General features: G+C 57.5%; 25 protein-coding genes, 1 tRNA gene and 2 pseudogenes. 14 read left to right on the forward strand and 14 right to left on the reverse strand.

What is annotated here, in order from left to right; genetic code table 11:
* Nucleotides 1–293: 293 nt before the first annotated feature.
* Both VHE58_00560 and VHE58_00565 read right to left on the reverse strand, forming a co-directional pair.
* Entirely contained in the window at nt 294–950 is a 657-nt protein-coding gene (locus VHE58_00560) for an HAD-IA family hydrolase (GenBank protein HVS25800.1), read from the reverse strand.
* 17 nt (nt 951–967) lie between these two features.
* Complete coding sequence (locus tag VHE58_00565) at nt 968–1,912, reverse strand: RluA family pseudouridine synthase (protein ID HVS25801.1); 945 nt, start codon at nt 1,910–1,912, stop codon at nt 968–970.
* Nucleotides 1,913–2,268: 356 nt separating this feature from the next.
* Between VHE58_00565 and VHE58_00570 the strand changes: the two are divergent.
* Together VHE58_00570 and VHE58_00575 are read left to right on the forward strand one after the other, a co-directional pair.
* Nucleotides 2,269–4,269: pseudogene (locus VHE58_00570) on the forward strand (Rne/Rng family ribonuclease).
* 410 nt (nt 4,270–4,679) lie between these two features.
* Nucleotides 4,680–5,288, forward strand: a complete 609-nt coding sequence (locus VHE58_00575; GenBank protein ID HVS25802.1) for a MarC family protein — start codon at nt 4,680–4,682, stop codon at nt 5,286–5,288.
* An 18-nt stretch (nt 5,289–5,306) separates the two neighbouring features.
* Here the strand turns inward: VHE58_00575 and VHE58_00580 are convergent, their stop codons facing one another.
* The 4 genes from VHE58_00580 to uvrB are packed head-to-tail and all read right to left on the reverse strand — an operon-like array spanning nt 5,307 to nt 9,148.
* Nucleotides 5,307–5,777: a low molecular weight protein-tyrosine-phosphatase gene (locus tag VHE58_00580; protein ID HVS25803.1), complete on the reverse strand. Its 471-nt coding sequence runs from the start codon at nt 5,775–5,777 to the stop codon at nt 5,307–5,309.
* A 22-nt stretch (nt 5,778–5,799) separates the two neighbouring features.
* Nucleotides 5,800–6,342 (reverse strand): hypothetical protein, encoded by a 543-nt coding sequence (locus VHE58_00585; protein HVS25804.1) that lies wholly within the window; start codon nt 6,340–6,342, stop codon nt 5,800–5,802.
* Nucleotides 6,343–6,364: 22 nt separating this feature from the next.
* Nucleotides 6,365–7,114 carry a hypothetical protein gene (locus VHE58_00590; GenBank protein ID HVS25805.1) on the reverse strand — a complete coding sequence of 250 codons (750 nt, stop codon included), beginning with the start codon at nt 7,112–7,114 and terminating at the stop codon, nt 6,365–6,367.
* A 9-nt stretch (nt 7,115–7,123) separates the two neighbouring features.
* On the reverse strand, nt 7,124–9,148 hold the full coding sequence (uvrB, locus tag VHE58_00595; protein HVS25806.1) for an excinuclease ABC subunit UvrB: 2,025 nt from the start codon (nt 9,146–9,148) through the stop codon (nt 7,124–7,126).
* A gap of 177 nt (nt 9,149–9,325) precedes the next feature.
* Between uvrB and VHE58_00600 the strand changes: the two genes are divergently transcribed.
* Nucleotides 9,326–10,516: a pyridoxal phosphate-dependent aminotransferase gene (locus VHE58_00600; protein ID HVS25807.1), complete on the forward strand. Its 1,191-nt coding sequence runs from the start codon at nt 9,326–9,328 to the stop codon at nt 10,514–10,516.
* A 6-nt stretch (nt 10,517–10,522) separates the two neighbouring features.
* On the opposite strand, the gene VHE58_00605 is transcribed toward VHE58_00600, so the two are convergent.
* Complete coding sequence (locus tag VHE58_00605) at nt 10,523–11,953, reverse strand: AsmA family protein (protein HVS25808.1); 1,431 nt, start codon at nt 11,951–11,953, stop codon at nt 10,523–10,525.
* A gap of 14 nt (nt 11,954–11,967) precedes the next feature.
* Here VHE58_00605 and VHE58_00610 point away from each other — a divergent pair.
* Nucleotides 11,968–12,043: transfer RNA gene (locus VHE58_00610), tRNA-Asn, on the forward strand.
* A 13-nt stretch (nt 12,044–12,056) separates the two neighbouring features.
* On the opposite strand, the gene VHE58_00615 is transcribed toward VHE58_00610, so the two are convergent.
* Nucleotides 12,057–12,578: a site-specific integrase gene (locus VHE58_00615; protein HVS25809.1), complete on the reverse strand. Its 522-nt coding sequence runs from the start codon at nt 12,576–12,578 to the stop codon at nt 12,057–12,059.
* Nucleotides 12,579–12,610: 32 nt separating this feature from the next.
* A complete protein-coding gene (locus VHE58_00620; GenBank protein HVS25810.1) occupies nt 12,611–12,877 on the reverse strand; it encodes a hypothetical protein in 267 nt (88 codons plus the stop codon).
* A 495-nt stretch (nt 12,878–13,372) separates the two neighbouring features.
* On the opposite strand from VHE58_00620, the pseudogene VHE58_00625 reads away from it, so the two are divergent.
* Nucleotides 13,373–13,870, forward strand: a pseudogene (locus VHE58_00625) (YgcG family protein).
* 251 nt (nt 13,871–14,121) lie between these two features.
* On the opposite strand, the gene VHE58_00630 reads toward VHE58_00625, so the two are convergent.
* The 4 genes from VHE58_00630 to VHE58_00645 form a co-directional block, all read right to left on the reverse strand.
* Nucleotides 14,122–14,859: an RNA polymerase sigma factor gene (locus tag VHE58_00630; protein HVS25811.1), complete on the reverse strand. Its 738-nt coding sequence runs from the start codon at nt 14,857–14,859 to the stop codon at nt 14,122–14,124.
* Nucleotides 14,860–14,875: 16 nt separating this feature from the next.
* Nucleotides 14,876–15,187 carry a hypothetical protein gene (locus VHE58_00635; GenBank protein ID HVS25812.1) on the reverse strand — a complete coding sequence of 104 codons (312 nt, stop codon included), beginning with the start codon at nt 15,185–15,187 and terminating at the stop codon, nt 14,876–14,878.
* An 86-nt stretch (nt 15,188–15,273) separates the two neighbouring features.
* Nucleotides 15,274–15,513 carry a CDGSH iron-sulfur domain-containing protein gene (locus VHE58_00640; protein ID HVS25813.1) on the reverse strand — a complete coding sequence of 80 codons (240 nt, stop codon included), beginning with the start codon at nt 15,511–15,513 and terminating at the stop codon, nt 15,274–15,276.
* A gap of 150 nt (nt 15,514–15,663) precedes the next feature.
* Nucleotides 15,664–17,022, reverse strand: coding sequence for a hypothetical protein (locus tag VHE58_00645; GenBank protein ID HVS25814.1), 1,359 nt, complete (start codon nt 17,020–17,022; stop codon nt 15,664–15,666).
* Between the two features lie 151 nt (nt 17,023–17,173).
* On the opposite strand from VHE58_00645, the gene VHE58_00650 reads away from it, so the two are divergent.
* The 4 genes from VHE58_00650 to VHE58_00665 all read left to right on the forward strand — a co-directional run bounded on the left by VHE58_00650 (nt 17,174) and on the right by VHE58_00665 (nt 20,109).
* Nucleotides 17,174–17,314: a hypothetical protein gene (locus tag VHE58_00650; GenBank protein ID HVS25815.1), complete on the forward strand. Its 141-nt coding sequence runs from the start codon at nt 17,174–17,176 to the stop codon at nt 17,312–17,314.
* 222 nt (nt 17,315–17,536) lie between these two features.
* The gene (locus VHE58_00655; GenBank protein ID HVS25816.1) at nt 17,537–17,701 is read left to right on the forward strand and encodes a hypothetical protein; all 165 of its coding nucleotides are present in this window, start codon (nt 17,537–17,539) and stop codon (nt 17,699–17,701) included.
* A 266-nt stretch (nt 17,702–17,967) separates the two neighbouring features.
* Nucleotides 17,968–19,419 (forward strand): hypothetical protein, encoded by a 1,452-nt coding sequence (locus VHE58_00660; GenBank protein ID HVS25817.1) that lies wholly within the window; start codon nt 17,968–17,970, stop codon nt 19,417–19,419.
* Between the two features lie 24 nt (nt 19,420–19,443).
* On the forward strand, nt 19,444–20,109 hold the full coding sequence (locus tag VHE58_00665; protein HVS25818.1) for a VWA domain-containing protein: 666 nt from the start codon (nt 19,444–19,446) through the stop codon (nt 20,107–20,109).
* 160 nt (nt 20,110–20,269) lie between these two features.
* Here the strand turns inward: VHE58_00665 and VHE58_00670 are convergent, their stop codons facing one another.
* On the reverse strand, nt 20,270–20,572 hold the full coding sequence (locus VHE58_00670; protein ID HVS25819.1) for a hypothetical protein: 303 nt from the start codon (nt 20,570–20,572) through the stop codon (nt 20,270–20,272).
* Between the two features lie 1,046 nt (nt 20,573–21,618).
* Here VHE58_00670 and VHE58_00675 point away from each other — a divergent pair.
* From VHE58_00675 to VHE58_00695, 5 genes are read left to right on the forward strand one after another with little or no spacing between them, the layout of a single operon-like run.
* Nucleotides 21,619–22,230, forward strand: a complete 612-nt coding sequence (locus VHE58_00675) for a hypothetical protein (protein HVS25820.1) — start codon at nt 21,619–21,621, stop codon at nt 22,228–22,230.
* A gap of 43 nt (nt 22,231–22,273) precedes the next feature.
* Nucleotides 22,274–22,579, forward strand: coding sequence for a ferredoxin family protein (locus VHE58_00680; protein HVS25821.1), 306 nt, complete (start codon nt 22,274–22,276; stop codon nt 22,577–22,579).
* 12 nt (nt 22,580–22,591) lie between these two features.
* Nucleotides 22,592–23,968 (forward strand): FAD-dependent oxidoreductase, encoded by a 1,377-nt coding sequence (locus VHE58_00685; GenBank protein ID HVS25822.1) that lies wholly within the window; start codon nt 22,592–22,594, stop codon nt 23,966–23,968.
* Between the two features lie 50 nt (nt 23,969–24,018).
* Entirely contained in the window at nt 24,019–24,366 is a 348-nt protein-coding gene (locus VHE58_00690) for a molybdopterin dinucleotide binding domain-containing protein (GenBank protein ID HVS25823.1), read from the forward strand.
* 20 nt (nt 24,367–24,386) lie between these two features.
* Complete coding sequence (locus VHE58_00695) at nt 24,387–25,724, forward strand: formylmethanofuran dehydrogenase subunit B (GenBank protein HVS25824.1); 1,338 nt, start codon at nt 24,387–24,389, stop codon at nt 25,722–25,724.
* The last annotated feature ends 19 nt before the right edge of the window (nt 25,725–25,743 follow it).

Consider the following 25,743-nt stretch of genomic DNA (forward strand, 5'->3'; position numbering starts at 1 on the left):
AGGCGCGCGACGAAGGTCGTACTCGAAGTACGACACCGAGGAGGGCCCGCGCAGCGTCCGCACCTGCGAAGCTGTGCAGTGAAGCGGGCCAGCGCTCGCCTTCGCGGTCGCATGTGTCGAGGCTCCACGCTCCGGCGAGCACGACGCAGACACCGTATTTTGCCGCAACCCGGAGGGGGCAATCCGTGCGCATGACTTTGTTGTTCGTCGCTGATTTGGCCTCTACCAAACGGTGCTCCTCACGCCTCGCCCTGCACCCGAATTGCGCACCGTCGCAACCGCGTGGGACTTAATCAGAGGTTCCCTAACCACGGCAGCAATTCCCGGATATCGTCCAAGCAGGCAAAAGGAGAAAGCTCAATCAGGCTTTGTTTCGGGTGAGCACCATAACTCACCGCGAGCGAGGCCACGCCGGCGTTTTTTGCCATCTGCAAATCATGGGTGGTGTCGCCTATCATCAGCGTTTTTTCGGCAGCCACATCCATTTCCTCAATCAATTCCAGCAACATGCCGGGGTGCGGCTTGGAAAAACATTCATCTGCGCAGCGCGAAGCGTGGAAATAGCGGCCCAGACCGGTTTCCTGAAAATCACGATTCAAACCTTTGCGGCTCTTGCCGGTCGCCACCGCGAGCAGGAATCCCACTTGATGCAAAGCTTGCAAAGTTTCGTTGACCCCGGGAAAAACCGGGATCGGCGCCTGTAGCGAAAGAAAATGACGACGATAGCGCTCCACCATTTGCGGGTAATCGTCGGGCGAAAAGTCGGGCAGCAAATGCGCCAGCGCCTCCCTGAAACCCAGGCCGATGATGTGTTTCACCTCTAGCGGATTGGGAACGGGCAGGCCGAAATCATCGCATGCCGGCTGCATCGAAGCGACGATGAGGTCGGCGGAATCGGTGAGCGTTCCGTCCCAGTCGAAAACCAGAAGATGGAAACGCTCCGGCTTCACCGCCGATTCAATCCGGTTCAAGCGCGTTCCCCCAGCTGCTGGACAAAGCGTTGCAGATCTTCTGGCAGAGGTGCTTCCAGTTCCAGCACTGCGCCGCTTTTCGGGTGTTTTAGCGCTACTCTGCAGGCATGGAGAAACATGCGCTTCAAACCCTGCTTGGCCAATTCGCGGTTTAAAGTGAAATCCCCATATTTGTCATCGCCCGCTATGGGGAAGCCGAGATGGGCAAGATGCGCGCGAATTTGATGCGTGCGCCCAGTTTTAAGCTCGGCTTCGAGAAGACTGTAATCTCGAAAGTTTTGTCGCAGAAAAAACAACGTATGCGCGGCTTGACCGCCTTCTTTCACCGATACGCGCCGTTCACCCGCTGCCGTGACGTATTTATTGAGAGGCAGTTTGACGCTTTGCCTGGTGTTTACCCACCGGCCCCTGACCAGTACCAGATAACGCTTTTCCACCTCGCCTTCGCGCAGCATCCGATGCACGGAAGTCAACGCGCTGCGTTTTTTGGCCAAAATCAGGATGCCGGAGGTTTCCCGGTCAAGGCGGTGCACCAGTTCGAGAAACCTCGGCTTGGGTTCGTACGCCCTTAACTGCTCAATGACGCCGAAGCTCACGCCGCTGCCGCCATGCACGGCTAATCCCGCGGGCTTGTTGATTACCAGAAGACAATCGTCTTCGTATAAGACCTGGAATACAAGCTTTGGCGGCAGCGCGGCAGATTTTGCGGCAGAACGGGCAATGCGTATTGGTGGAATACGCAGTTTGTCGCCCGCCTGCAGGCGGTAGGTCGGATCTACCCGCCGGCTGTTTACCCGCACTTCACCACTGCGCAAAATCCGGTAAATATGGCTTCTAGGAACTCCTTTTAAAACCTTCGCCAAATAATTGTCTATACGCTGGTTTTCACCTTCTTCGCCGACCGTTCCCTGGGAAACGGAGTCTTTGCTTAAATCATGCATTTTGCTTATACTGGAAATTCATGGTTTACCCGTGCCGGAGGTATTTAAGATCCACCGGCCCAGCGGTTCGGTGCCAAGTGCCTGAATCCATTGTAAAACCTGACAAGCTGGTTAACTCCGCTCACCACCTTTAAAGATTAAAGTAGCGAAAACAATTATTGGATTACGCGCTCCTAGCAGATTTTCAAATCCTGAAACGAATAAACAGGATTTTAATGACAAACCCGTTGAGTGAATTGTCTATATCAGTCGATCCTGAAGTCATAATGAGCACCTGACAAATACTCAAATACACACCGCTATTATAGCGGCGTTGAGGGCTTGCCCTGCCCGTGTTGAGCGCGGGAGAGCATAAAATGAAACGCATGTTGTTCAACGCGACGCAATCCGAAGAGTTGCGCGTCGCAATAGTCGATGGCCAAAAACTCATCGACCTTGATATTGAATCCGCAGGCAAAGAGCAGCGCAAAAGCAATATCTACAAGGGTGTTATCACCCGCATCGAACCCAGCCTGGAGGCCGCCTTTATGGACTACGGCGGCGAGCGCCATGGGTTCCTCCCCTTCAAGGAAGTCGCACGCGCCTGGTTCCATACCGACATTGATCCTGCCCGCGCACGCATCCAGGATGTGCTGCGCGAGGGTCAGGAGCTGATCGTCCAGGTTGATAAAGACGAGCGCGGCAATAAAGGAGCGGCGCTGACCACCTTTATCAGCCTCGCCGGCCGCTACATCGTTTTGATGCCCAACAACCCGCGCGGCGGCGGGGTGTCGCGACGCATCGAGGGCGAAGAGCGCAACGAGCTTAGGGACGTCATGGCCCGGCTCGAAGTGCCACAAGGCATGAGCATCATTGGCCGCACCGCCGGCATCGACAGGAACCTCGAAGAACTGCAGTGGGATTTGAACTATCTGCTGCAGTTGTGGGAAGCGATCGAGAACGCCGCCAAGACAGAAAAGGCACCCTCGCTGATTTACCTCGAAAGCAGCCTGGTGGTGCGGGCGATCCGCGACTACTTCCACCACGATATCGGCGAAATCCTGATCGACACCGAAGAGATTCAAGAGCAGGCGCGGCAGTTCATGAGCCACGTGATGCCGGGCAACGTCAACCGCATCAAGCTTTACAAAGACGACGTGCCGCTGTTTTCGCGCTTCCAGATCGAGCATCAGATCGAAACCGCGTTCGCCCGCCAGGTGCTGCTGCCTTCCGGCGGCGCGGTTATCATAGATCATACCGAGGCGATGGTATCGATCGACGTCAATTCGGCGCGCGCCACGCGCGGCGCCGACATCGAGCAGACCGCGCTGAACACCAATCTAGAAGCGGCAGATGAAATTGCGCGGCAACTGCGTCTGCGCGACTTGGGCGGCCTGATCGTGATTGATTTCATCGACATGGAAATCCAACGCAATCAACGTGAAGTGGAAAACCGGCTGCGCGAAGCGTTGCGCTATGACCGCGCCCGCGTACAAATGGGCAAGATATCGCGCTTTGGCCTGCTGGAACTATCACGCCAGCGCCTGCAGCCCAGCTTGGGCGAGACCAGCCATATGCCCTGCCCCCGCTGCCACGGCACCGGCCATATCCGCGGCACCGAGTCCACCGCGCTCCACATCCTGAGAATCATTCAAGAAGAAGCTATGAAGGAGAACACTGCGGCGATACACGCGCAAGTGCCGGTGGATGTCGCCACCTTTCTGTTGAATGAAAAGCGCGCCGATATTCATCGCATCGAGGCACGCTTCCGGGCCAACGTTTTGCTGATTCCCAATATTCATCTGGAAACACCGAATTACAACGTCTCCCGCCTGCGCCACGATGAAATGGGACAGATCGAAGCTACTGCGAGCTACAGCATGGTGGAAATGCCAGTCGAAGAAGAGAAAACGCTCGTTACGCCCCAGGAAACGAAACCGGTCCGCCCGCAAGCGGCGGTGCAAGGCATTACTCCGCAGCAACCCGCCCCGGTGAGGGTAACGGCCAAGCCGACTTTAATCGCCAAGATACTGAGCTGGTTCAAACACGATGAGAAAAAGAAAGAGGAAACGCAGCCCAAGCCAAAGCCGCCCATGCGCAACCGCAGTCGCGGTCGCGGCCGGCGCGAACGTTTCGAACAGCGCACGGGCCAGCGCAACCGTCATGAAGCTGAAGCGGCGACAAGGCCTGCTCAAGCACAGCAACCGCGCACGCATGAGCGCCCCGATAATCCGCAGCAGAAAAACCGCGCGCCGCAGCCAAGACTTGAAGCCAAGGCTGATAATCGGCCTGAAAGACCCGAGCCTCAACGCGAAGCAGGCGAACATCGCGGAAAGCGCGGCCGGCGCGGAGGCAAGCAGCGCGGCGAGCGCAGAAGCGAGGGGTATTCCCCGCAGGCGGAACCAGCGTTAAAACCGGTAAACATTATCGCTCCGGTAACGGCGCAGGAAGCTGCGGCTCAACCGAGAGAATTAGCGCAGGAAGCGCCTGCGCCGATAAATGTTCCGTCACCCGCACCAATCGAGCATCTCGCTCGTGTGCAGGCGGAAACGCCGGTCACCAGTGAGTTATCGCCGCAAGCTAACGCAGTGCTGGATTCCTACGATATCGGCGAGCCAAACGATCTGGTGCAAATTGAAACCCAGCCGGAAAAACTGAAAGACGCGGAAAACCAGGCGGAAGAAATGGCGGCAACACAAACGCGGACTCCACGCCCCAGACCCGCTCCCGCTCCAGCCGAAGACGAACCTTTGGTGCAGGTGGAAACCCACAAATAACGGAAGCAGTCATGGATATTTCCTTCGTTTCAGCCACCATTTTGCTGCTGCTGGTGGTTGATCCGTTCGGGAACGTCCCGATTTTCGTCGCGGCGCTCGCGCGCACGGAAGCTTCGCGCAAACTCAAAATCATCCTGAGGGAATGCGCGATTGCCTACGCCGTGCTGCTTGCCTTCATGTTCGTCGGTGCGCCTTTCATGCGTGTGCTGAATCTTTCGCAAAGCTCGCTCGGCATCGCCGGTGGCGTGATTCTGTTTTTGATCGCGCTGCGCATGATATTCCTTCACCCCGGCGGAATTTTCGGCGACAAAGTGGACCGAGAGCCTTTCATCGTTCCGCTCGCGATTCCTTCGATTGCCGGCCCTTCGGCGCTCGCGACGGTACTGCTGCTGGTTTCCAGGGAGCCCGAGCGCATCGCTGATTGGATAATCGCGCTCAGCCTCACACTCGGCATTGCAACTTCGGTGCTGGTATTCGCCGAGCGCATCAGCCGGCTCGTCGGCGATCGTGGTGTTCAGGCTTTTCAGCGCTTGATGGGTTTGATTCTGACCGCGATCGCGGTGGAAATGTTGTTGCGTGGCATCGAGCAATTCGTGCGTCAATTGCCCAAGCCCGTTTAATCAAACCCGGCTTTCGAGCTACCGGCTCAAGCGCATGACCAGACCTTCCACTGCATCCTCCAGCATATCCAGCACCCGCTCGAAAGCAAGGGTGTCGCCTGAATATGGGTCGGGAATTTCCCAGCCCGGGTAATTGCTGCTGAATTGCGTGACCAATGTGAGCTTGTGCAGGCATTCCGGCGGGCACGCCCTTTTCAATATCGCCAGATTGCCTTTATCCATCGCCAGGATGAAATTAAAAGTTTCGAAATCACTCATCGTCACCTGGCGCGCGCACATTCTTTCCATGCCGTAACCCCTGTGCTCCGCCGCTGCTTGCGCCCGTGCATCGGGCGCGCTGCCGAGATTGAAATCGTGGGTCCCCGCCGAATCCGCGCTGAAGGCATGTTCTAGACCCGCTTGCTGAATGCGCCGACGGAACACCGCCTCCGCAGTGGGCGAACGGCAGATGTTGCCCGTGCATACAAACAAGATTCTGATTCTTTGCATATTGATCGCAAATTAATGGTGATTACACCAGCTGCTTTTGCGCTGTAGCTGGTGATTGGATCCCGGCGTCATCTTTAGGCGCAAGCTGATTTAACAGGCTGGACTCGCGTTGGTAAAAACCTTCAGTGTGAAAGCTCTCCGGCAGCTTGAGCAACTCATAATCCAGATGATGACAAAGTTCGTGCAACAATGTTCTCAGGAAGGTTCGAAACGCCACAACCTGCCGGCGTCGGACGGTGCGCATCCAGATCTCGACGTGCGCCGGCTTGCCGCCATCCCCCGGTGTATAAAGCCCGTGCAACTCGCCCCAGTGCCCGCGCGGGCGTACGGCGTGGACCGCTACTGAAACCGGCGGCACCTTAAGCGCTGCTGTCAGGTTATCCAGGATTTGCCGGCAAACGGTTTGCGCTTCCTTCAAATCGTCCTGCTTGAGGGCACGGGCCAGCGTTCCCAGCGGCAAAATCGGACGTAACTTCGGTAGCAAAGGAATAAAACGGACCTCGTCACTGCGGCGGTAAATTCGCCTTTGTTCCTCGTTCAGTCGTCGGTAATAAGCGAAAGGCACGTAAAATCAACCGGCTGTTGTCTTAGTCTAGATACACCCACTTGAGAATCCACCGCACCCTTCGTCCAGGAACATGGCGGCTTTCGCTTAACTCCTTAGCGGCAGCCTTGCAGGCGTTTTTCAAGTCGGCATGATCTCTGTGGATCGCAACGAGAAAAACCACATATGATGTAAAAAATGCGTGTGTTTCCGCAGCATTTGTGTGAACCTTGAGATTAGCTAATTGCTTTTGAATGAAAGAATTCCGTGGCTCGCGCCGGAAATGTTGATAAATGATCAATGATCTTTTTTTGGCAACGCGCTCCACTTCGTCCCAGTAAAGATACTTCGATGAGTCTTTTCCTCCGTACCCAACTGAATCAGTCTCAAGCCCATTATCGGGATCTAGAAAAATTAAGTTTACGTCTTGCTCACCGAATTTCTCCTGCATAAATTTGAAGTATTCTCCGCGTTTGGCCGCCGAATCCCCTAAAGGATAAGAAAAATAGGTCGCATTCCTCAATAAGTTGTGAATCCCGGCATCTTTGACACTTCGACCTCGTCGAGGTCGATCCGATTTTTTAAGTTTTTTGAAAAGTTCTGGATCGTAAGCGCACCAGTTATGTTTTTTATCGCTGAGGTACTTGCGGAATTCGCCATCCTTACGTGAATCGTTTGAGGTCAACATCCAACAAACACTCAGCTTCATAGCCGAGCCGGGGTTCTCAAAAAGTAAGCGAAGCAATCCGTATTTACGGTAATCATTAACGTCGCCGAAATACTGATTTTTCATCCCTAAGGTCTATGTGGTTAGGCCAATAAATAATCGCTGCTTGAGTTCCTTCAGCTGGTCACGCAATTCTGCGGCGCGCTCGAATTCGAGATTCCTGGCGCAGGTTAGCATCTCTTTCTCCAGCCGCTTGACCTCGCGGGTCAATTCCTTTTCGCTCATGACTTTGTAGGCCGCTTCTTTCTGCGCCGCCTTCAGTTCCTGCTGCGCGGTGTCGAAATCATAAATACCGTCTATCATGTCCTTGATGCGCTTGCTCACCCCTTTCGGTGTAATGCCGCGCTGCTGGTTGTGGCGCACCTGCTTTTTGCGGCGCCGCTCAGTCTCATCAATCGCGCGCCGCATCGAACCGGTTACTCTATCGGCATAAAGAATCGCCGCGCCGTTGATATGCCGCGCGGCGCGGCCTATGGTCTGAATCAGCGAACGCTCGGAGCGCAGGAAGCCTTCCTTGTCGGCATCGAGTATCGCCACCAGCGACACCTCGGGAATGTCCAGACCTTCGCGCAGCAGGTTGATCCCGACCAGCACATCGAACACCCCAAGCCGCAGGTCGCGTATGATTTCCACCCGCTCCACAGTTTCGATGTCCGAGTGCAGGTAACGCACCTTCACGCCGTGGTCGGCGAAATATTCAGTCAGGTCCTCGGCCATGCGCTTGGTGAGCGTAGTCACCAGAACGCGTTCGCCGGCCTTTGCCCGCACATTCACTTCGGATAGCAAATCATCCACCTGGGTCGCGGCCGGCCGGACTTCGAGACGCGGATCAACCAGCCCGGTGGGCCGTACCACCTGCTCCACCACCTGCGCCGCATGCTCCCGCTCGTATTCGGCGGGCGTGGCGGAAACAAAAATCGCCTGGCGCATCACTTTCTGGAATTCGTCGAAACGCAATGGGCGGTTGTCCAAGGCGGAAGGCAGGCGGAAACCGTAATCCACCAGGTTTTCCTTGCGCGAGCGGTCGCCGCGGTACATCCCGCCGAGCTGCGGGATCGTGACATGGCTTTCGTCGATAATCATCAACGCCTGGGGTGGCAGGTAATCGATCAGGGTCGGCGGCGGCTCGCCCTCCTTTCTGCCCGAGAGGTGGCGCGAATAATTCTCTATGCCTTTGCAAAAACCCAGTTCGTTCAGCATTTCCAAATCAAAGCGCGTGCGCTGCTCGATCCGTTGCGCTTCGACGAGCTTGTTGTGTTTCTGAAAATATTCGATCCGTTCGCGCAGTTCCAGCTTGATGGCCTCGATGGCGTGCAAGGTCGTGTCGCGCGGCGTGACATAATGGCTCGAGGGATAAACTGTGTAGCGTCCGACACGCTGCTCGATGTGGCCGGTCAGCGGATCAAACAGCGACAGGCTTTCCACTTCGTCGTCGAAAAGCGTGATGCGCAAAGCGGTTTCCGAGTTTTCCGCCGGGAAAACGTCCACCACGTCGCCGCGCACGCGGAACACGCCGCGGCGAAACTCAAGCTCGTTGCGCTCGTACTGCATTTCGGTGAGCCGCTTGATGATATCGCGTTGCGCGGTTTTCTCCTTTTCACGCAGATGCAGGATCATGCCGTGAAAATCCACCGGATCGCCGATGCCGTAAATCGCCGAGACGGTGGCAACGATTATGCAATCCTCGCGCTCGAGCAGCGATTTGGTGGCGGAAAGCCGCATCTGCTCGATATGCTCGTTGATGCTCGAATCTTTCTCGATATACAAATCGCGCGAAGGCACATAGGCTTCCGGCTGGTAGTAGTCGTAATAAGAGACAAAGTACTCGATGGCGTTTTCAGGGAAGAACTCGCGGAATTCGGCGTAGAGCTGGGCGGCCAGCGTCTTGTTCGGCGCCAGCACCATCGCCGAGCGGCCAAGCCGGGCGATTACGTGGGCCATGGTGTAGGTTTTTCCCGAGCCGGTGACTCCTAGCAGTGTCTGGTAAACCAGGCCCTTCTCGATGCCCTCGGTGAGCTGCGCAATCGCTTCCGGCTGATCGCCCGCCGGCTCGAACGGTTGATGCAGGCGGTAAGGGCTATTGGGAAAAGTGACAATCACGGGTAGAATAACGACCCTTGTGTAAGTAACTGCGAGGTTGGGGTAGAGGTCGCGCAACACCTCTACCCCAAATTGTGTCCGGCTTCACATTGGATCGTAAAACCTATCAAAGTTTTAAACATTTGATTTTAGCACGCCGGCTTTGCCTGGCGCCGCATCTGCCATAGAGGAAACCCATTGGAACTTTCAGCGCGAGTTCAGCTCATCAAACCCTCCCCCACCCTTGCCGTCACCGCCCGCGCGGCCAAGCTTAAAGCCGAAGGCAAAGACATCATCGGCCTCGGCGCCGGCGAGCCGGATTTCGACACGCCCCAGCACATCAAGGATGCGGCGATTGTCGCCATTAACCAGGGCTTTACCAAGTACACACCGGTCGGCGGCACGCCCGGCCTGAAAAGCGCAGTCATCGCCAAGTTCAAGCGCGACAACAGCCTGGATTACACCATCAGGCAGATTCTGGTTTCCTGTGGCGGCAAGCACAGCTTTTTCAACCTGATGCTCTCCCACATCAATCCAGGCGACGAAGTCATCATCCCCGCGCCGTACTGGGTCTCCTACCCCGATATCGTGTTGATTGCGGAAGGCAAGCCGGTCATCATCGAAGCCGGCATCGGACAAGGGTTTAAGATTACCCCCAGGCAATTGCAGGCGGCGATCACGCCCAAGACCAAAATGGTGGTCATCAACAGCCCCAGCAATCCCACTGGCGCGGTTTACGACAGGGATGAACTGAAAACGCTGGGCGAGGCGCTGCGCAAATATCCGCAGGTGCTGATAGCCACCGATGACATGTACGAGCATATTCTGCTCGACCAGGGCAAGTTTGTGAACATTCTCAACGCTTGCCCGGATCTCTATCCGCGCACCATGGTGCTAAACGGCGTGTCCAAGGCCTATTCCATGACCGGATGGCGGATCGGCTACGCCGCCGGTCCGGAGCACATCATCACGGCGATGGAAAACGTGCAGTCGCAAAGCACCTCCAACCCGACCTCGATTTCGCAGGTGGCGGCGGAAGCTGCGTTGAACGGCGACCAGTCGTGCATACAACCGATGGTCAAGGCATTCCGCGAGCGTCATGCGTTTGTAGTAGAAAAGCTCAACGCCATGCCGGGAGTGAAATGCCTGCCAAGCGGCGGCGCGTTTTACGCCTTTCCCGACATCAGCGAAGCGGTTGCCCGGCTGCATGCAAAAGGCTTGCTCAAAAACGGCAGCGATATCGCGTTTAGTGAATATCTTCTGGAAAAAGGCGTAGCGGTAGTGCCGGGGTCTGCGTTCGGCGCGGCGGGCTATATCCGCTTGTCTTTTGCAACATCAATGGAGAATCTCAAGAAAGCGCTGGAGAGGATACACCAGGCGCTGATTTAATCCGGTCTATTTTTCCTGTTTCTCCTGTTTCTCCTGTTTATTTTCTTTTTTGCCAAACAAGTTTTGGGTAAATTCTCCGGCCTTAATTCCTAGCGAGGTCCCCAATACCGGGCCCAGCAGCACCGTGCCGGCAGCAGCGCCAGCCATGGCTCCGGCAGTCGGCCGCAGCAGCGGATCGTTGACCGTTCCCGAAACCGCCAGCGGCATGCTCACCAGGTTGATGCCGCTTTTTATTTTCACGCTCAGCGTTCCTGACAATTCCTGATTCGGTGCTATATCCACGTTGCCATCCGCGCCGAGCATGCCCGATGTTACTTTAATGTTGCGCAGCCGATAGCGCTTGTCGGCGAGCTGCAAATTGCCGGAAAGTTCGTTAAAACGCGTCTGCCCGCCGCTCGAACCTTCCATGGTGATAAGCTTCACCGCCTGCACCAGATCTACATTGTTGATCACGCCATCGGCGATGCTGAAAGCCATGTCGAGGTTCGGGTTGTCAATCAGTTGCTCGGCGCTATTGCCGTTGCCGCTAAATTGGCCGTCCGCGGTGAGCTTGCCGCTTAAAGAGGTCTTGGTAAACAGCTTCAGCAGCGGTTCGATTTCAACTTCTTTAATGTGAAGCTCCCCATTTCCCTTCCAGTCGCCGTGCCAGCTCATTTGCATTTTACCGGTTGCGCTACCGCCGTAGAGTTTGGCGCTGATTTGCTGCAGGCTGAGATCTTGTTGAGTCGCTCTGCCGTGCATGGATAACTCGTCAATCAACACCGGCTGTGGGATCGGCGGCTGCCATTTCTTGGCGGCCACATTTAACAGGTAGCTGCCCTTTTCCGGCTTCACTGTGATTTTCAGCTTCTCGTCCGGGCTTGTAATCATCGCCGTTTCGAGTTTGTTGTCAGATCCGATTTCGGCGTCAGCGTTAAACGGCCCCAGTGTTTGTTTTTTCAACTCCAGGCGCAGATTGTGCAACCGCACTTGCTTGATTCTGACGGCTTGTCGCAACGACGAGCTTGATTCAATCCAGACAGGAATTTTATTGAGCACTTCTTGGCGCAGCGTCAAAGTATCAATATCCACGCTTTTCAGCACCCTGACCGACTCGAACACAGAAGACCAGTCCGGCTCGACGCTGATCTTGCCGATTTTGATATTCCCTGTCCTGCCGACCGTAATCCCACTCAACACGGCGTGTGGTGTGGGTACCAGCCATATATGCAGCGACTGAATCGTCACTGGTACATGCAGTCTCTCACTGACAAGCTTTTCTATTTCAGGAATATAGGTGCTGAGCGGGACAAAAAACGGTACGGCGATGAGAACGACAAGCAGCACCGCGCCCGTAATTAACAACCGCTTGAACCATCTCATGGCCGATTTACCTGTCTTTTCCGCGAGTTTTGATTGACCGCCAACGCCCGAAACGCTAACATAAGCGCGCTTCAAAAGCGCATCCAAATTCCCCGATAGCTCAGTTGGTAGAGCGACGGACTGTTAATCCGCAGGTCGTAGGTTCGAGCCCTACTCGGGGAGCCAAATAAATCAATCACTAGCTCGAAACTAGCTTTTTCTTTTTAAGCTCACCGTGGGGAAAACGTGGAAAAATATCCACAACCTGCCCACCCCTGCCGGATTCGACACGCGAAGCAGCAACCGCTAGATGCTCAGTTCCATATTTCGCATAACGATCCACCATGACGCGGGACTTCCAACCTCCAAGCTCTTTGAGCTCATCGGTGCTGGTGCCCCGTTGGCGATGCCAGGAAGCCCAAGTATGCCGAAGATCATGAAAGCGAAAATCCTGAAGCCCCGATTTCCTCACCGCTTCAAGCCAGCCGTTATTGCAAATACCCCGTCGGATCGGCTTTCCACGATAAGTAAAACAGTAGCTCTCATGCTTGCCGCGCTCCACTTCCAGCACCGCCACCGCATCACGGTTTAACGGAACACCTCGCGGCGTTCCATTCTTGGTACGGTCAAGCCAAGCCGTTTTACGTTCCAAATCGACTCGGCTCCATTCCAAACCAGTAATCTCGCTCGAACGGCATCCTGTGGCAAGTGCAAAACGCACAATCGCAGCTAAATGTGGCGGGCAAACCGATATCAGCCGGTTAACTGGGCGACCGCTTTTATGCGATCGGTCTCGCCAAGGACATAAACGAGGAACGCTATCCCTTGCACAAGCGACAACTCATAGACAGGCGCCCACCAGACACCGTCACCTAAAAGCTCGCGGAGTTTTTCTTTGGAGGCAGTTCGCAGTACTTCTTGCAGCTGCTTTGACTCCTGCCGAAACTCCTTCGACTTACGGATAAGGCGCTTGAACTGGTTCTCGGTGAGTTTTCCGTATTCCTTATCAACTATTGTCATAAACTCAGGTTACGAAATATGCTCACAAAAGTCGAGCCCTCCAACTCCTACGAAAAAGCCACTATAATCGGGTAATGTATCCGTAGGCCCCCGTGTTACAGTAACGGGGGCCGAACACCTGTTAATACCAAGTTTCTCCTGAAAAATGTCTGCCAAAACGTTTTTGGGTTCCCTCGCAGTATGCGTGGACATGAACGGGACAGTTTATGAAATCACTAATTACCACCATTGTCATAGTTGCCCTGCTCGGGCTTTTGGCCTACACGAACCCCAAGATGGCAGATTATGAGCAATTTATACACAACCGAATAATTCAAGACACTGGGAAACACGACGGCTTCACCAAAACGCTGGGATTGGTGTTGGGGAGCTTTACTAGCAGCTTGATCGCCAATGCAACAAAAATGAAGCGATTATGTATTTTTGAGTGTCTACGATACTGACCTCGGAAACGAGAGTATTAAGGCCGTCGGAGCGATAAATAACTTTTTTGTGCTGACGCAGCCGCCTTCCGATCACGCAAAAAATGATCCTCAAAAAGCGTCTGATGGTACAGCACGGCTACCAGTGCCGCCGCTCATGGCCCGGGTCACCGATCTTACTTCCACGCTTTCCTCGGACGAGCGTGCGGTGCTTGAGCAGAAGCTTGCCTCGTTTGAAAGCCGTAAGGGCGCCCAGATCGCAGTGCTCATCGTTCCCAGTACCCAGCCTGAAACTATCGATCGGTACGCTACTCGCGTATTCAACGTTTGGAAGCTTGGCCGCAAAGGCGTCGATGACGGCGTGCTATTGCTGGTGGCGAAGAACGACCGCAGATTACGCATCGAGGTCGGCTACGGCCTCGAAGTGGTGCTCAACAATGCCACTGCCAAGCGGATCATTGATGAAATCATCGCTCCAAAGTTTCGCAGCGGTGATTTTTCCAGCGGCGTTTCTGGCGGCGTAGACACGATCATCGCCCAGCTCGAAGGCAAAGATGTCGCATCGCCTAAATAGCCGAGCGGAAGCTGCGTTCCGAAACCACCGTTCTCGGAGGTTAGAAGTCTTAGCGTTCGGAAGGCCCATCGTCATCGCAGGTTAGAAAAACATGCCTTCGGAGACTCAATTTATCGAAGGTTGGAAACCGATGTTAGGTAAGCCCTTGCCGACAGGGGGCTGTCCGCAAGACTTCATTTGAACTCCGTCTACAGGCAAACTATGAATTCGCCCCACACGGCCTACTCGCAATTCTGAGCGGGTCAGGATTAGCTTCGTAGCATCAATTTCGTTCCCAAGGGGTGACTACATTCCTTGAGCCCGGCAAGCACGGCGACGACGATGCGATCGCAGTGCGCACCTGCGAAAGGAAAAACGTCGTCGAAAGAGACCTCGTCAATCTCTCGCGACAGCGCCTCGCGGAGCAGCCTTTTCGCGCGAAAGAAACGCGTGCGTACTGTCGCCTCCGGAACGTCGAGAGCGATGGCTGTTTCCTTAACGGTCATTTCCTCCACAGCGCGCAAGATAAAAACGGTGCGCAGCGCGTCGGGCAACGCGTCGATACTGGCCTCGAGCATTCGGCGCATCTGCATACGCTGCGTGGCGTGCTCGGGTTGCTCGGGTGTGGCTTTATTGAGGTTCGATTCTGCAGTTTCGCCGTGATGTTCCGCATCTCCGTCCGGGCTAATTAGGTTAGTCCTTCGGCTGCGCTTACGAGAAAGCGCGATTGCTTCATTGACGACGATGCGCACGAGCCAAGTGGAAAACCTGGCGCGGAAGCGGAAGGCGTCGATCGCACGGCAGGCGGACATGTACGCCTGCTGCATCGCGTCCTCTGCTTCGACGTCGTCCTTCAGGATGCTGCGCGCGACGCGGAAGAGCATCCGGTTGTAGCGCCGCACCAGCAGCCGGAACGCGTTGTGGTCACCGGCGATGATGCGCCGTACTAGTTCCGTGTCGCGTAACTTATTTTGGCGTGGTGCGGCAGTTGCAGGCTTGCGTCTCATACTTGTTCTACGCGGATCACCGATAAATGATGATCCCGATCACGATAGCCACATCCAAGAGGATCCAGCCGATGCAGGCCAGGTAAATCGTCTTGTCTTGTTTCTGTACGCCATAGACAAACCACAGGCATGCGGAAACGAGATATGAGCCCCAGGAAAGGAGCGAAACGCCGCCAGCGTCACGACCGACCCAAATAGTGAGCACTTGTGGCACCGTCATCAGCATCGTGAGGACCGAAAGAGCCCTCAAAACTCGTTCCAGAGCGCTGACGGATGGCGAACCGTGCGGCTCGGTAACGCAGGGACCGTCAGCAGGAAGCATCGTCATCGTGTCGCTCCTCAATATGACCCGCGCTCACGTTGCATCCAGGATCGGATTGCGCCTAGTAGGTGGGTCGCGGGCTACTCCTTCTGCTACGCATCTTTGGTTTGTTTGTCACTACGAATGTTGGGATAGCTGTCTGCGGCATCGTGACGGTGTTCGTCTTCGTCGTACCAATACAGCTTGCCGGGGGCTTCCCCTTGAGTAATCTTATGCGTTCCATCGCAGAACGGCTGGGTGTTGGAGAGTCCACAGCCGCAAAGTATTGCGGTTTCACCACCGATGGTCACCGCATAGGGTCTGTTGCGAAAGCGCTTTACGAGTCTTGGCATGGTTGCCTCTTGATCGACTGGGTGAAGTCGTTAGTAGCTTGCGTTGTACCGCCCTTGTCTACGAAGTACCCACAGACATTTCATAGCACAAAGAGGCCAATGGCCCCCTCAAGGGGGCCATTGGCCTCCTATACTTCGCCGTTTCCTCTTCTACAGCGACTTCAAATACTCAATCAACTCGCTCTTTTCCTGATCCGTCAGCCCAAGTTTCAACAAGCCATTGTAGTGCTCAAGAACATCCTGCAACGTAGCAAAGCGGCCATCGTGGTAGAAGCCGCCCTTCTGGTGCGTCCAGAGCCCCGCGAGCGGCGCGGTACGGTACATGTGCGTCGGCGATCGGTCGGCTTGAAAAGAGTCGACACCCATCTCGCTCGGCGTGTGCAGGTTGTGCCCCGGCTCGGTGAAGAGCGGCGGGACGTGGCAGGTCGCGCACTGCGCCTTCTTGTTGAAGAGGTCTTTCCCGCGCAAGGCCGCCACCTGGTCAAAACTGCCTGCAGGCGGCCTCGGCGCCGGGATGGCGATCTGATAGAAGTGCAGAGCGGCCAACTTCGATGTGATCAAGTCAGGCGTTCCCCGCGTATTGCCGGCGCCGCTCTTCGCCGATACCGCATACTGGTCTTTGTTATTGAGCCGCGCGTCAAAGAAAGTACCCGAGCCGTGCATCTCGGTTGCCGCGACGTAGGCATTCCAGTACGGAACTGAGCCGAAGCCCGTCCACGTATGAAGATTCACCCCTGCCAAACCGAACGCAGGTGGGATCAGCGTCCCCGCTTGTCCTCCGTCGGGCCGGAGAGCTTTGCCGTCCTTGTCGAGCTCGGCGTCGAAGCGACCGGGGCCCCAACTGGCGAGTACCTTCTTCACCGTTGCCACATCGACGCCGAGAAGATCGGTGAAAGGCTTGAGGTTCGGCGCGAGCGAGACGATGGCGCCGACGTTCAAGTCGCGGTTGGCCCAGCCGTCCAGTCGCTTTCCGATGCCGGAGGCAAAAGAGTTGTCGACCGTCGAATGGCAGAAGGCGCACTGGATACCCATCGACCGGATCCTGCCCGCGCTGTCGAACTTGCCGGTCACCCCGACCACGGCGTTGAGCTTGAGCAAGGCGAGAGTGGTGGCCGGATCGTCTAGGTCCACCTTGCCCGCTTTGATCTGCGACACCAGCGCATCGGGCAAAGCCTCCGTGTCCACTTTGAGGCCGACCGACAGCGCCGTCTTCGGGCTCACTCCGCCTCCGACGCCACCGTTTTTTTCGCCAGCAATGGCTTTGTGCAACTGCAAGGCATCGCCCCAGAAAGCTTCGGAGCCAAAGGTGTCGAAGCGAAAGATCTGACGGCCTTCGTCCATCATGCGTTGCGCGTGCGCACTGATCTGGCGGTCGTTGTCGGAGAGCGGTTTTCGGGACGCTTGCGTCTGGGCATTTCCTTGTTCCCCGCTGCCCCATCCGAATCCGATAAGAAGGGTAAACCCAATCAGGACAGAGACTGCAACCAGCCACATCCCCTTATGTTTCATGAGGAAACTCCTGTTTGTAAGAGATGAGATTGCTTGATACGAGATTCGTCCAAAAACATCACAAAACCAGAGATGCCTCTCAATTCAACAGCCAGACACCCCTTTCCTTGCCCCGCGACAGAGCGTAGATACATTGAACCTTTACTCATCCATGAAGGATCTTGAGGCAATTGCTATTATATTAGATGAAGCTCAGGCGTCCAACGTTCTGGTGCGGGTAAAGCGCCAGCTGCGCTCTTCGGCGAGGATAAGCCCCATTATGGCGGGGCAGAAGGATAACCCGCTGAATTGATGTTCGTTGATCGGTAGGTTGGCCCAGTGGAGTGCCTACGAAACGAAGAAGTTTACGGCCCGGACGTCCGCTCATGGCCGAGACGTGACGGTCGCTAACGACCCAAAGCAGACACTCAGGGGACGACTGAACCCTGCAGACAGAGCGGTATCAGCGCAGCTCATTCGCAAGGTGTACGAAGCCGGTCCGCTCGCATGCCCCAAGTGCAAGGGGCCGATGCTAGTGATCGCGCTGATCGACGATCCGGCAGTCATCCGACGCATCCTCGAGCACCTGGGCCTGTGGGCGCCGCGGGCAATGCAACGAAGTCCGCCACTGGGTCCCGAGGCCTGGCCGGTGCACGCCAGCCTGCCCCTCACCTACCACCCGGTTCCCGACATCGCCTGAGCGCAGGGCGGCGCGCCCCGCGCTTGACTTGGCGCTCCCGGGGACTGCATAATTTGCCGCAACTTCCGTTGCGAAGCGCCCCGGCAGCGCGGATCGGACGGTGGAGCACGCGCGGGCAGCCCCGATCGCGCGCCATCGGGCGCACCGAGCACCAATCCGGCATCACTGCAGCGTTGCATTGGCACAGGATGCTGGCGACGGGCGCATTGATTTTCCTATTTCTTCGTATGACAATCGCCTATATGCGGTAGTAAAAGGGGGTCCCCATGACAGGCTCGCAATTCTGGATGATCTGGCCGGATAACGCCATGTTGTCGGCGCTGATCCTGTTTCTCATCGCCATGATTTTTCTTTACGCCGCGCGCACGCCCATGCACGGCCTCATCCGCTCCATCGGCCATGCGCTCAGCGGCCCCCTGCGCATGGGCGCGCGCTGGCTGTTTGTGGCGGCAACAGAAATGAGGGAGCGCAACAAGTCCGTCTTGATGGCGCACGGACGCCAGGAGGTGGGCCAGCGCGTGGAGCGCGAATTCGAGCGCGTGGGCGTCCTGGTCACGCGCGACCTGCAGGGCTATCCGACCCTGCAGCGCAAGCTCCTCGAGGAGATCACACGCATCGAGGAGGATTACAAGAAGTGTGGCGAGGTGCCGCCGCCGCCTCCCGACTGGGTCGAGGCCGTCGCCGCGGTCGCCAACATCAAGTCAGGCGGCACCGAAGTGGTGCAGAAGATCCTCGACGAGATCCGCCAGTCGGTCAACAAAATCCACGACAAGGCCATTGCCGAGTATCGCCGCTCCTACGAGACGCGACACAAGATCCTGGAAGGGTTCATGCCGTTCTGGCGGTCCGTCGACAAGACCATGACGCAGGTCGACAAGAAAGTGACCGGTCTGCAGGAAAGCGCCGGGGCCGTGGACGCGCAGATGGAAAGATACAAGCAGATCAACGCCAAGACCGACAAGGCCGAACATGCCCTGACGAACTCGGCATTCACCCAGTTCGCCATCGCGGCCATCGTCATGGCCGTGGCGATAGGCGGGGCGTTCATCAACTTCAAGTTGATCGCACTGCCGATGTCGGAAATGGTCGGCGCGGGCGACTACATCACCTCGTCGCTGCGCACCTCCGAAGTGGCCGCGCTCGTGATCATCCTCGTCGAGGCGTCGATGGGGTTGTTCCTGATGGAGTCCCTGCGGATCACGCACCTCTTCCCGCGCATTGCCAACCTGAACGACCGCATGCGGCATCGCATGATCTGGATATCGCTTGTCCTCCTGGTAACGCTGGCGGGAATCGAGGCCGCCCTCGCGCTGATGCGCGACATACTGATCGCCGACAAGCAGGCCCTGCTGCAAACGCTTGCCGCCACGCAGCCGACCGCGGCCACAGAAGGCTGGATTGCGCGCATTCCGACCGCCGGCCAGATGGTATTGGGATTCATCCTGCCCTTCGCGCTGGCTTTTGTCGCGGTCCCGCTCGAGTCCTTCATCCATTCGACCAGGACCGTCGCCGGCGCGCTGCTGGTCATGCTGGTCCGCGCGCTGGGGTTCGCGCTGCGCATCCTCAGCAATCTGGCGCGGCAGACGAGCCGCGTGCTGATCCACTTCTACGATCTGCTGATCATATTGCCGCTTCTCCTCGAGCACCTAGTAAGGGCGACGCGCGGCGGCGGGGCGGGGGTGAAGGCGCGACCCCTGGATATCGGCGGCAAACTGTAGAACTCAATTGAGCAGGGGGCGATCATGATCAAGCGGGCGTTCCTGGCGTCATTGTCGATTCTCGGGCTGCTGGCGGCCCTTTCCGGCTGCGTTGACTCGCGCGGCCAGGCCCACGCGGTGTACATGCTCGTGGACACCTCCGGGACCTACGCACGCGAATCCGCAAAGGCCCAGATCATCATCAATTACCTGCTGGGAACGCTCCAGTCCGGTGATTCGCTGGCAGTGGCGCGGGTGGAAAGCCGCAGCTTCAGCGAGAAGGACATTATCGCCAAGGCCATGTTCGATACGCGCCCGTCCCAGGCCAATGCTCAGAAGCGCGCCTTCCGCGACAAGATCGACGCATTTCTCAAGACGGTCAAAGGCAGCGCCTATACCGATATAACCGGCGGGCTGATCCAGGGCGCGGAATTCCTGAACGAAACGGGGGCGGGGAAAAAGACTATCCTCATTTTCTCCGACATGCAGGAGGAACTCGATAATGCGACGATCCGCAACTTCCCCATCAGCCTCAAGAACATCCGCGTGATCGCGGTCAATGTCACCAAGCTCAAGACGGACAATATCGATCCGAGGCGCTACCTCGGCCGGTTGGAGGCTTGGCAGAAGCAGGTCGAGGCGGCCGGGGCGTCCGAGTGGAAGGTGATCAACGACATCGAACACCTCGATGCGATCTTTTCGAAAAGCTAGCAATTAGCTCGACGAGGAGGAGTTCCTCGAGGACTTTACCGGCGGGCGTAGCGCCACGATCGCATCCAGTACGTCAGGCAATAACTTCACAGCGTGACCGTTCGCCCCGGCAACGACGATTGACAACGGGGCGCTCCGTCCGTTCGTCTGTACTTTGCGATCAACGCTCAACTTTATCGTGGGACCCGACGTCGCGGATCGTTTCGCCCTCGATCACGCGCCCGCCCGGCCGCCGCTCGCGCATCTGTCTACGCAGTTCACGCGTTTTCCACCACAGGTAGCCCCAAACCAGCAACCCACCTGTCACCAAGATTGCGAACACCAGCAGTGAGAACATGAACGCCACGACCAGCAGCACAGCACCCGACGCAAACGTCAGCACCTTACCCAGCAAGCCTAACGCATTCGTGCTAAAGCGCGCGTCACTCCCAGTGAGTGTGGACCGCTCCTCGTCAGTTTGCATCAAATTCCTTGCTGCAGTTCCCTGCGCAAATCCGGCGTAGTGTGCATTGTAAGGTTTTGGTGGGTGCCGGGATAGTTCCGTTCGGCCGACAGCCGCAAACTCCACGTCGATCCAAACCGCAGCGAATTCGCGGGGCCCGTCGAGGTTCGCGGGGCGAACCAGCCTGCGGCTTTGCCGTAAGGGCTCTCGCAAAAGTTTCCAGGTCGGACGGGCGCTTTCCGACCCAAAGCGGTCATTCCCGCTGACTGTTAATCCGCAGGTCGAGGTTCGAGTCCTTGTCGGGGAGCTGTTCTACGGATTAAAGGGCTGCAAGTGATCATCGATCAATGCATCATGCACTATCACACCGAGCAGCCGCGTAGCAGCGTGGGCTACCGACTGCCGGCGCCGGCGGATTGGGTTGATTTTTCAATATCGCCTTGCGTTGAAGGATGTATTTGCTGATCGGGCCTTTCGTCCACTCAACAAACGAAGAGATATTATGCTCATCTCGCGCATGCGCGCATGCGCGCATGCGGGAAATCATAAATTAATTTTGTTTCCGCACGCAAAATAATCACGTTGATTGCATTTAATTTAGATCATATCCCTGCGCAGCAAATTATTTTAGTGTTTGACGTTCCCGGTCCCGACATGTCAGTACTTTTCCAGCTTTTTTCCTCGGTCGGCCCCCGGCATAACATGGAAGCTGCTCTTCAGGCCCAGACGCATCTTGGAATGTTCGATGACCGTGCCGCTTCCCGCGCTTAAAATTTTCTGTAGAATGTCATATCGTGACTTGTGTTTCCGTGACGCCGCAGCAGAACGGCCACCCACTGATTGCTGGTATCGCGGGGCCAATCGCCGGGGGCGGTGAGAGTTCTTACATGCAAGAAGATGTGAAGAAAAATGAACAAAACATGAGTGTTTTATCAAGATGAGCAGATCGATACTGAACGTGCGGCACAACCGAGGGAATCGGATCGGGGATTGCACTATGTCCGGGAGAGTTTGGGAAAAATGGACTTCATGACCCCTTTGAGGGCAGTTCCAGTGGGAAGCACGTCATGATGACAGCGCCGACTTACGGGAAGTGGTGCAATCGCAAGTTGTGGACGGTGCACGAGGCGATCTGCCTGCTGTTGGCGATAGAACCGGAAACCCCGTGGCTCAAGGATTCACACAGCGTTGGGGGCGCCAACCCGCTGATCGTGGCGCTCGAGCAATATGCCGAACTTGTCCGCGAAGCGATGATCGGCGGCACTCTGAAGCCGTTCAGCCGGGACGATCTGTCGCTGGCGGTGCCGGACCGTCGCGTAAACCCGCGCGAATTTCTCGAGTGGGCTCAAAGCCGGCAAATTGCTATCCCGAACGAGCTGGCCCCGGTGCTGGAGCAGGACCCGTTGCAGCGTCTGGCGGAGGGAATTGCAGGCGCCGAGTTGAGCGCCCGGCATTATTCTCGGCGTATCGTCGACCGCTTCCCGGATGCCCACGAGCAGGTCCTGGGCGCAGCCCTTGCAGTGCTCAGGAGCTTTCCCGAACGCTGTCGCGATGTCGCAGGCATACGGCGCATCATCGAGGACAATGCGTCGTTGATCTGGCCGGATACCCACAAGCTTCCGCTGCGGGCGGACGAGGTAGAGCGCCTGATCGGCCGCTGGCTTAACCGCCTGGGCTGAGAGGCTATCTCCGACCCTTCACTACAACACAATTGGAAACGTCATGACCACCATTGTCACCGACAACTGCAAAGAATGCCGCTTCACCGACTGCGTCACGGTGTGCCCCGTTGCCTGTTTCCACGCTGACGACAACATGCTGTACATCGACAATCTGGTGTGCATCCAGTGCAGCGCCTGCATTCCGATATGCCCGGTGCACGCGATCTATGCCGATGACGACATCCCCGAGGACAAGCGCCAATACATCGAGATCAACGCCGAGCGCTCGCAGGCGCTCCCCGTGATAAGCGACAAGCAGGAGCCCTTGCCCGGCGCGCTCGAGCGCAAGACGGCACTCGGCTACTGACACCAGCCTGCCATGGACGCGCCAGGAACCGCGGGCAACCCGCTTCGCGTGGTGGTGGTGGGTGCCGGTCCAAGCGGCTTCTATGCCGCGGAGGCGCTGCTCAAGAGTGGTCAGACAGTAAGCGTCGACATGATCGAGCGGCTGCCCGCGCCCTACGGGCTGGTGCGCTATGGCGTGGCGCCGGACCATCCCAAGCTCAAGGAAGCGATCCTGGTCTACGCTGTGATCGCGCGCCTGCCCCACTTCAACCTGCTGGGTAATGTCGCGGTCGGACGCGACGTGACGGTCGAAGAGCTGCGCGCCCATTATCACGGCGTTATTTTTGCTTGCGGCGCGGAAACTGATCGCCGTCTCGGCGTCCCCGGCGAGGATCTCCCGGGCAGCCACACCGCCACCGAGTTCGTCGCCTGGTATAACGGCCATCCGGACTATCGGGAGCGCAGCTTCGATCTATCTGCTGAAGTCGTGGCCATCGTCGGTCAGGGCAATGTCGCGGCAGACGTCTGCCGCATCCTTGCCAAGTCGGTCGATGAGCTCAAGGCCACAGACATCTCAGAGCATGCCCTGGATGCCTTGGCAGCTAGCCGCGTGCGGGAGATACATGTCATCGGGCGACGCGGCGCGGCGCAAGCCAAGTTCACCAACAAGGAATTGAAGGAACTGGGAGAGCTGGCCAGCTGCGATGATGTCGTCGATCCGCAAGACATGGAACTCAATTCCGAAAGCGTCGCTGAACTCGAAGTCAAGAGCAACTTCGTGAGTGCGAAAAACGTCGAGATCTTCCGCGCTTTCGCTGCCCGCGCCCCGACCGGCAAGCCGCGCCGCATTGTCTTTCACTTCCTGAAGAGCCCGGTTGCGCTCACCGGCGCCGCACGCATGGAGCAGGTCGTGTTGGGGCGCAATCGGCTCGAAGGCGCCCCCATGCAGCAAGTGGCGCGGGAAACCGGTGAAACCGATCTGCTGCGGTGCGGGCTGCTGTTCCGCAGTATCGGATATTCCGGAGTGCCGATCCCGGGCGTCCCGTTCGACGCCCGCCGGGGCGTATTTCCGACCCAGGACGGGCGCATTGTAGACGGCAGCGGCGTGCCAGGGCTTTATGCGGCAGGCTGGATCAAGCGCGGACCGACCGGGATCATCGGCACCAACCGGGCCGACAGCATAGCCACAGTCAAGTCACTGCTCGCCGACCTTCCCCGCTTGGCGCCCGCGGCGAAAGCCGGCGCCGAAGCTCTGGTGCCGCTGCTTGCATCGCGCGGCGTGCGCGTCGTAAACCTCGCTGACTGGCTCAAGATCGACGCAGCTGAAGTTGCGCGCGGCCAGCCCAAGGGCAAACCGCGCGAGAAGTTCACGCGCGTGGCCGAGATGCTTCAGTGCCTCGACGGTTCTTGACGGTGCGGGTTAGCCTATGTTCGAATGGATAGCTAAAGGAGAATACCATCGTGCCCGAAACCATGACACTGATCGGCGGACGCACGTCGCGGCAGGGCACTTCGCTCTGTGCCGGCAAGCTTGAAGCCGAATACATCGAGGTCTCTTCCACAGTGGAGATGAACGCGGAGGACATGGCGCGGCTCGGCCTCAAGGACGGCGACCCGGTACGCCTGCGTAGCGCTAGCGGTGAGGTGGACGTGCGTTGCAAGGGGCGAACGACCAAGGACCTGCCGCCCGGGCTGCTGTTCATCGCCTACGGCCCGCTTTCCAGCCGGCTGATGGCAAGCGACACGGCCGGCAGCGGCATGCCCATCTCCAAGCACATCGCGGTAACGGTCGAACCGGTCTCCGGGTAAGGCCAGGAGGGACGCACATCATGAGCAACAACATCCGCATCATCAATGACGCCACCTGCACCTTCTGCGGTTGCGTATGCGACGACATGCACCTTACTGTGGATCTGGACACCAACAAGATCACCAAGGCGGAGAACGCCTGTGTGCTCGGGCGCGCGTGGTTCAAGGAGCATGGTACCGAAGAAAACCGCCCTTTCGCGCTTATCGAAGGGCACGACGCGAGCACGGAGGAGGCGATCGAGGCCGCAGCACAAATTCTTGCCAATGCGCGCTTCCCCTTGATTTACGGACTGTCCGACACCACTTGTGAGGCGCAGCGCGAGGCTGTGGCGATCGCCGACATGATCGGCGGCAACATAGATACCACCACCTCGGTCTGCCATGGCCCGTCCGGCATGGCGTTCGAGGGAGTAGGGGAAAGCACGGCGACCCTGGGCGAGATCCGTAACCGCGCCGACCTCGTGGTATTTTGGGGGGGCAATCCGGCGGAGTCCCATCCGCGCCTGTTTACGCGCTATACGGTGACATGCAAGGGGATGTACATCCCGCAGGGCAAGAAAGACCGCACCGTGGTGCTGGTGGACGTGCGCCGCAGTCCGAGCGCCGCGGTGGCGGACATTTTCGTGCAGGTGAAACCCCAGCGCGATTTCGAGGTGCTGTGGGCGCTACGTGCGCTGGTTAAGGGGCGGCGGGTGGATCCCGCGATCGAGCAGGTGACCGGCGTCCCTCTCGCCACACTGGAAGACCTGGCGCAGCGCATGAAGAACTGCCGCTTCGGGGCGCTGCTGTTCGGCATGGGGCTTACCATGACGCGGGGCCGGCATTTCAATTCTGGGGCGCTGCTTGCGCTCGCCACCGATCTCAACGAATTCACCCATTTCGTGGCTAAGCCGGTGCGCGGCCACGGCAACGTCACAGGTGCGGACAACGTGGTGTCATGGCAGACCGGCTTCCCGTTCGGCGTTAACCTAGGGCGCGGCTATCCGCGTTTCAACCCGGGCGAATTCACTACCGTGGACCTGCTGGGGCGGGGCGAAGCGGACGCGGCACTCATTATCGCAGCCGATCCCGCTGCCAATTTCCCGCAGGACGCCATCGAGCACCTGCGGCGCATTCCCGTGATCGTGCTGGATCCCAAACCTACCCACACCAGCAAGCTCGCACGGGTGGCGATCACGACTGCGACCTATGGCATCAGCGCGCCCGGTACGGTGTACCGCATGGACGATGTAGCCATTTCCCTGCGGCCGGCGTTGACGTCGCCCTATCCGAGCGACGAGGAAGTACTCACCCGGATCAAGGAGCGTGTGCGCGAACTGCTCGGCGGGAACCGCGTTCCCGCCATGAGCGCCGCATAAAGGCGCCAGACAACCCCGG

This window comes from Burkholderiales bacterium (genome assembly GCA_035543335.1).
Lineage (GTDB): Bacteria > Pseudomonadota > Gammaproteobacteria > Burkholderiales > JAHFRG01 > JAHFRG01.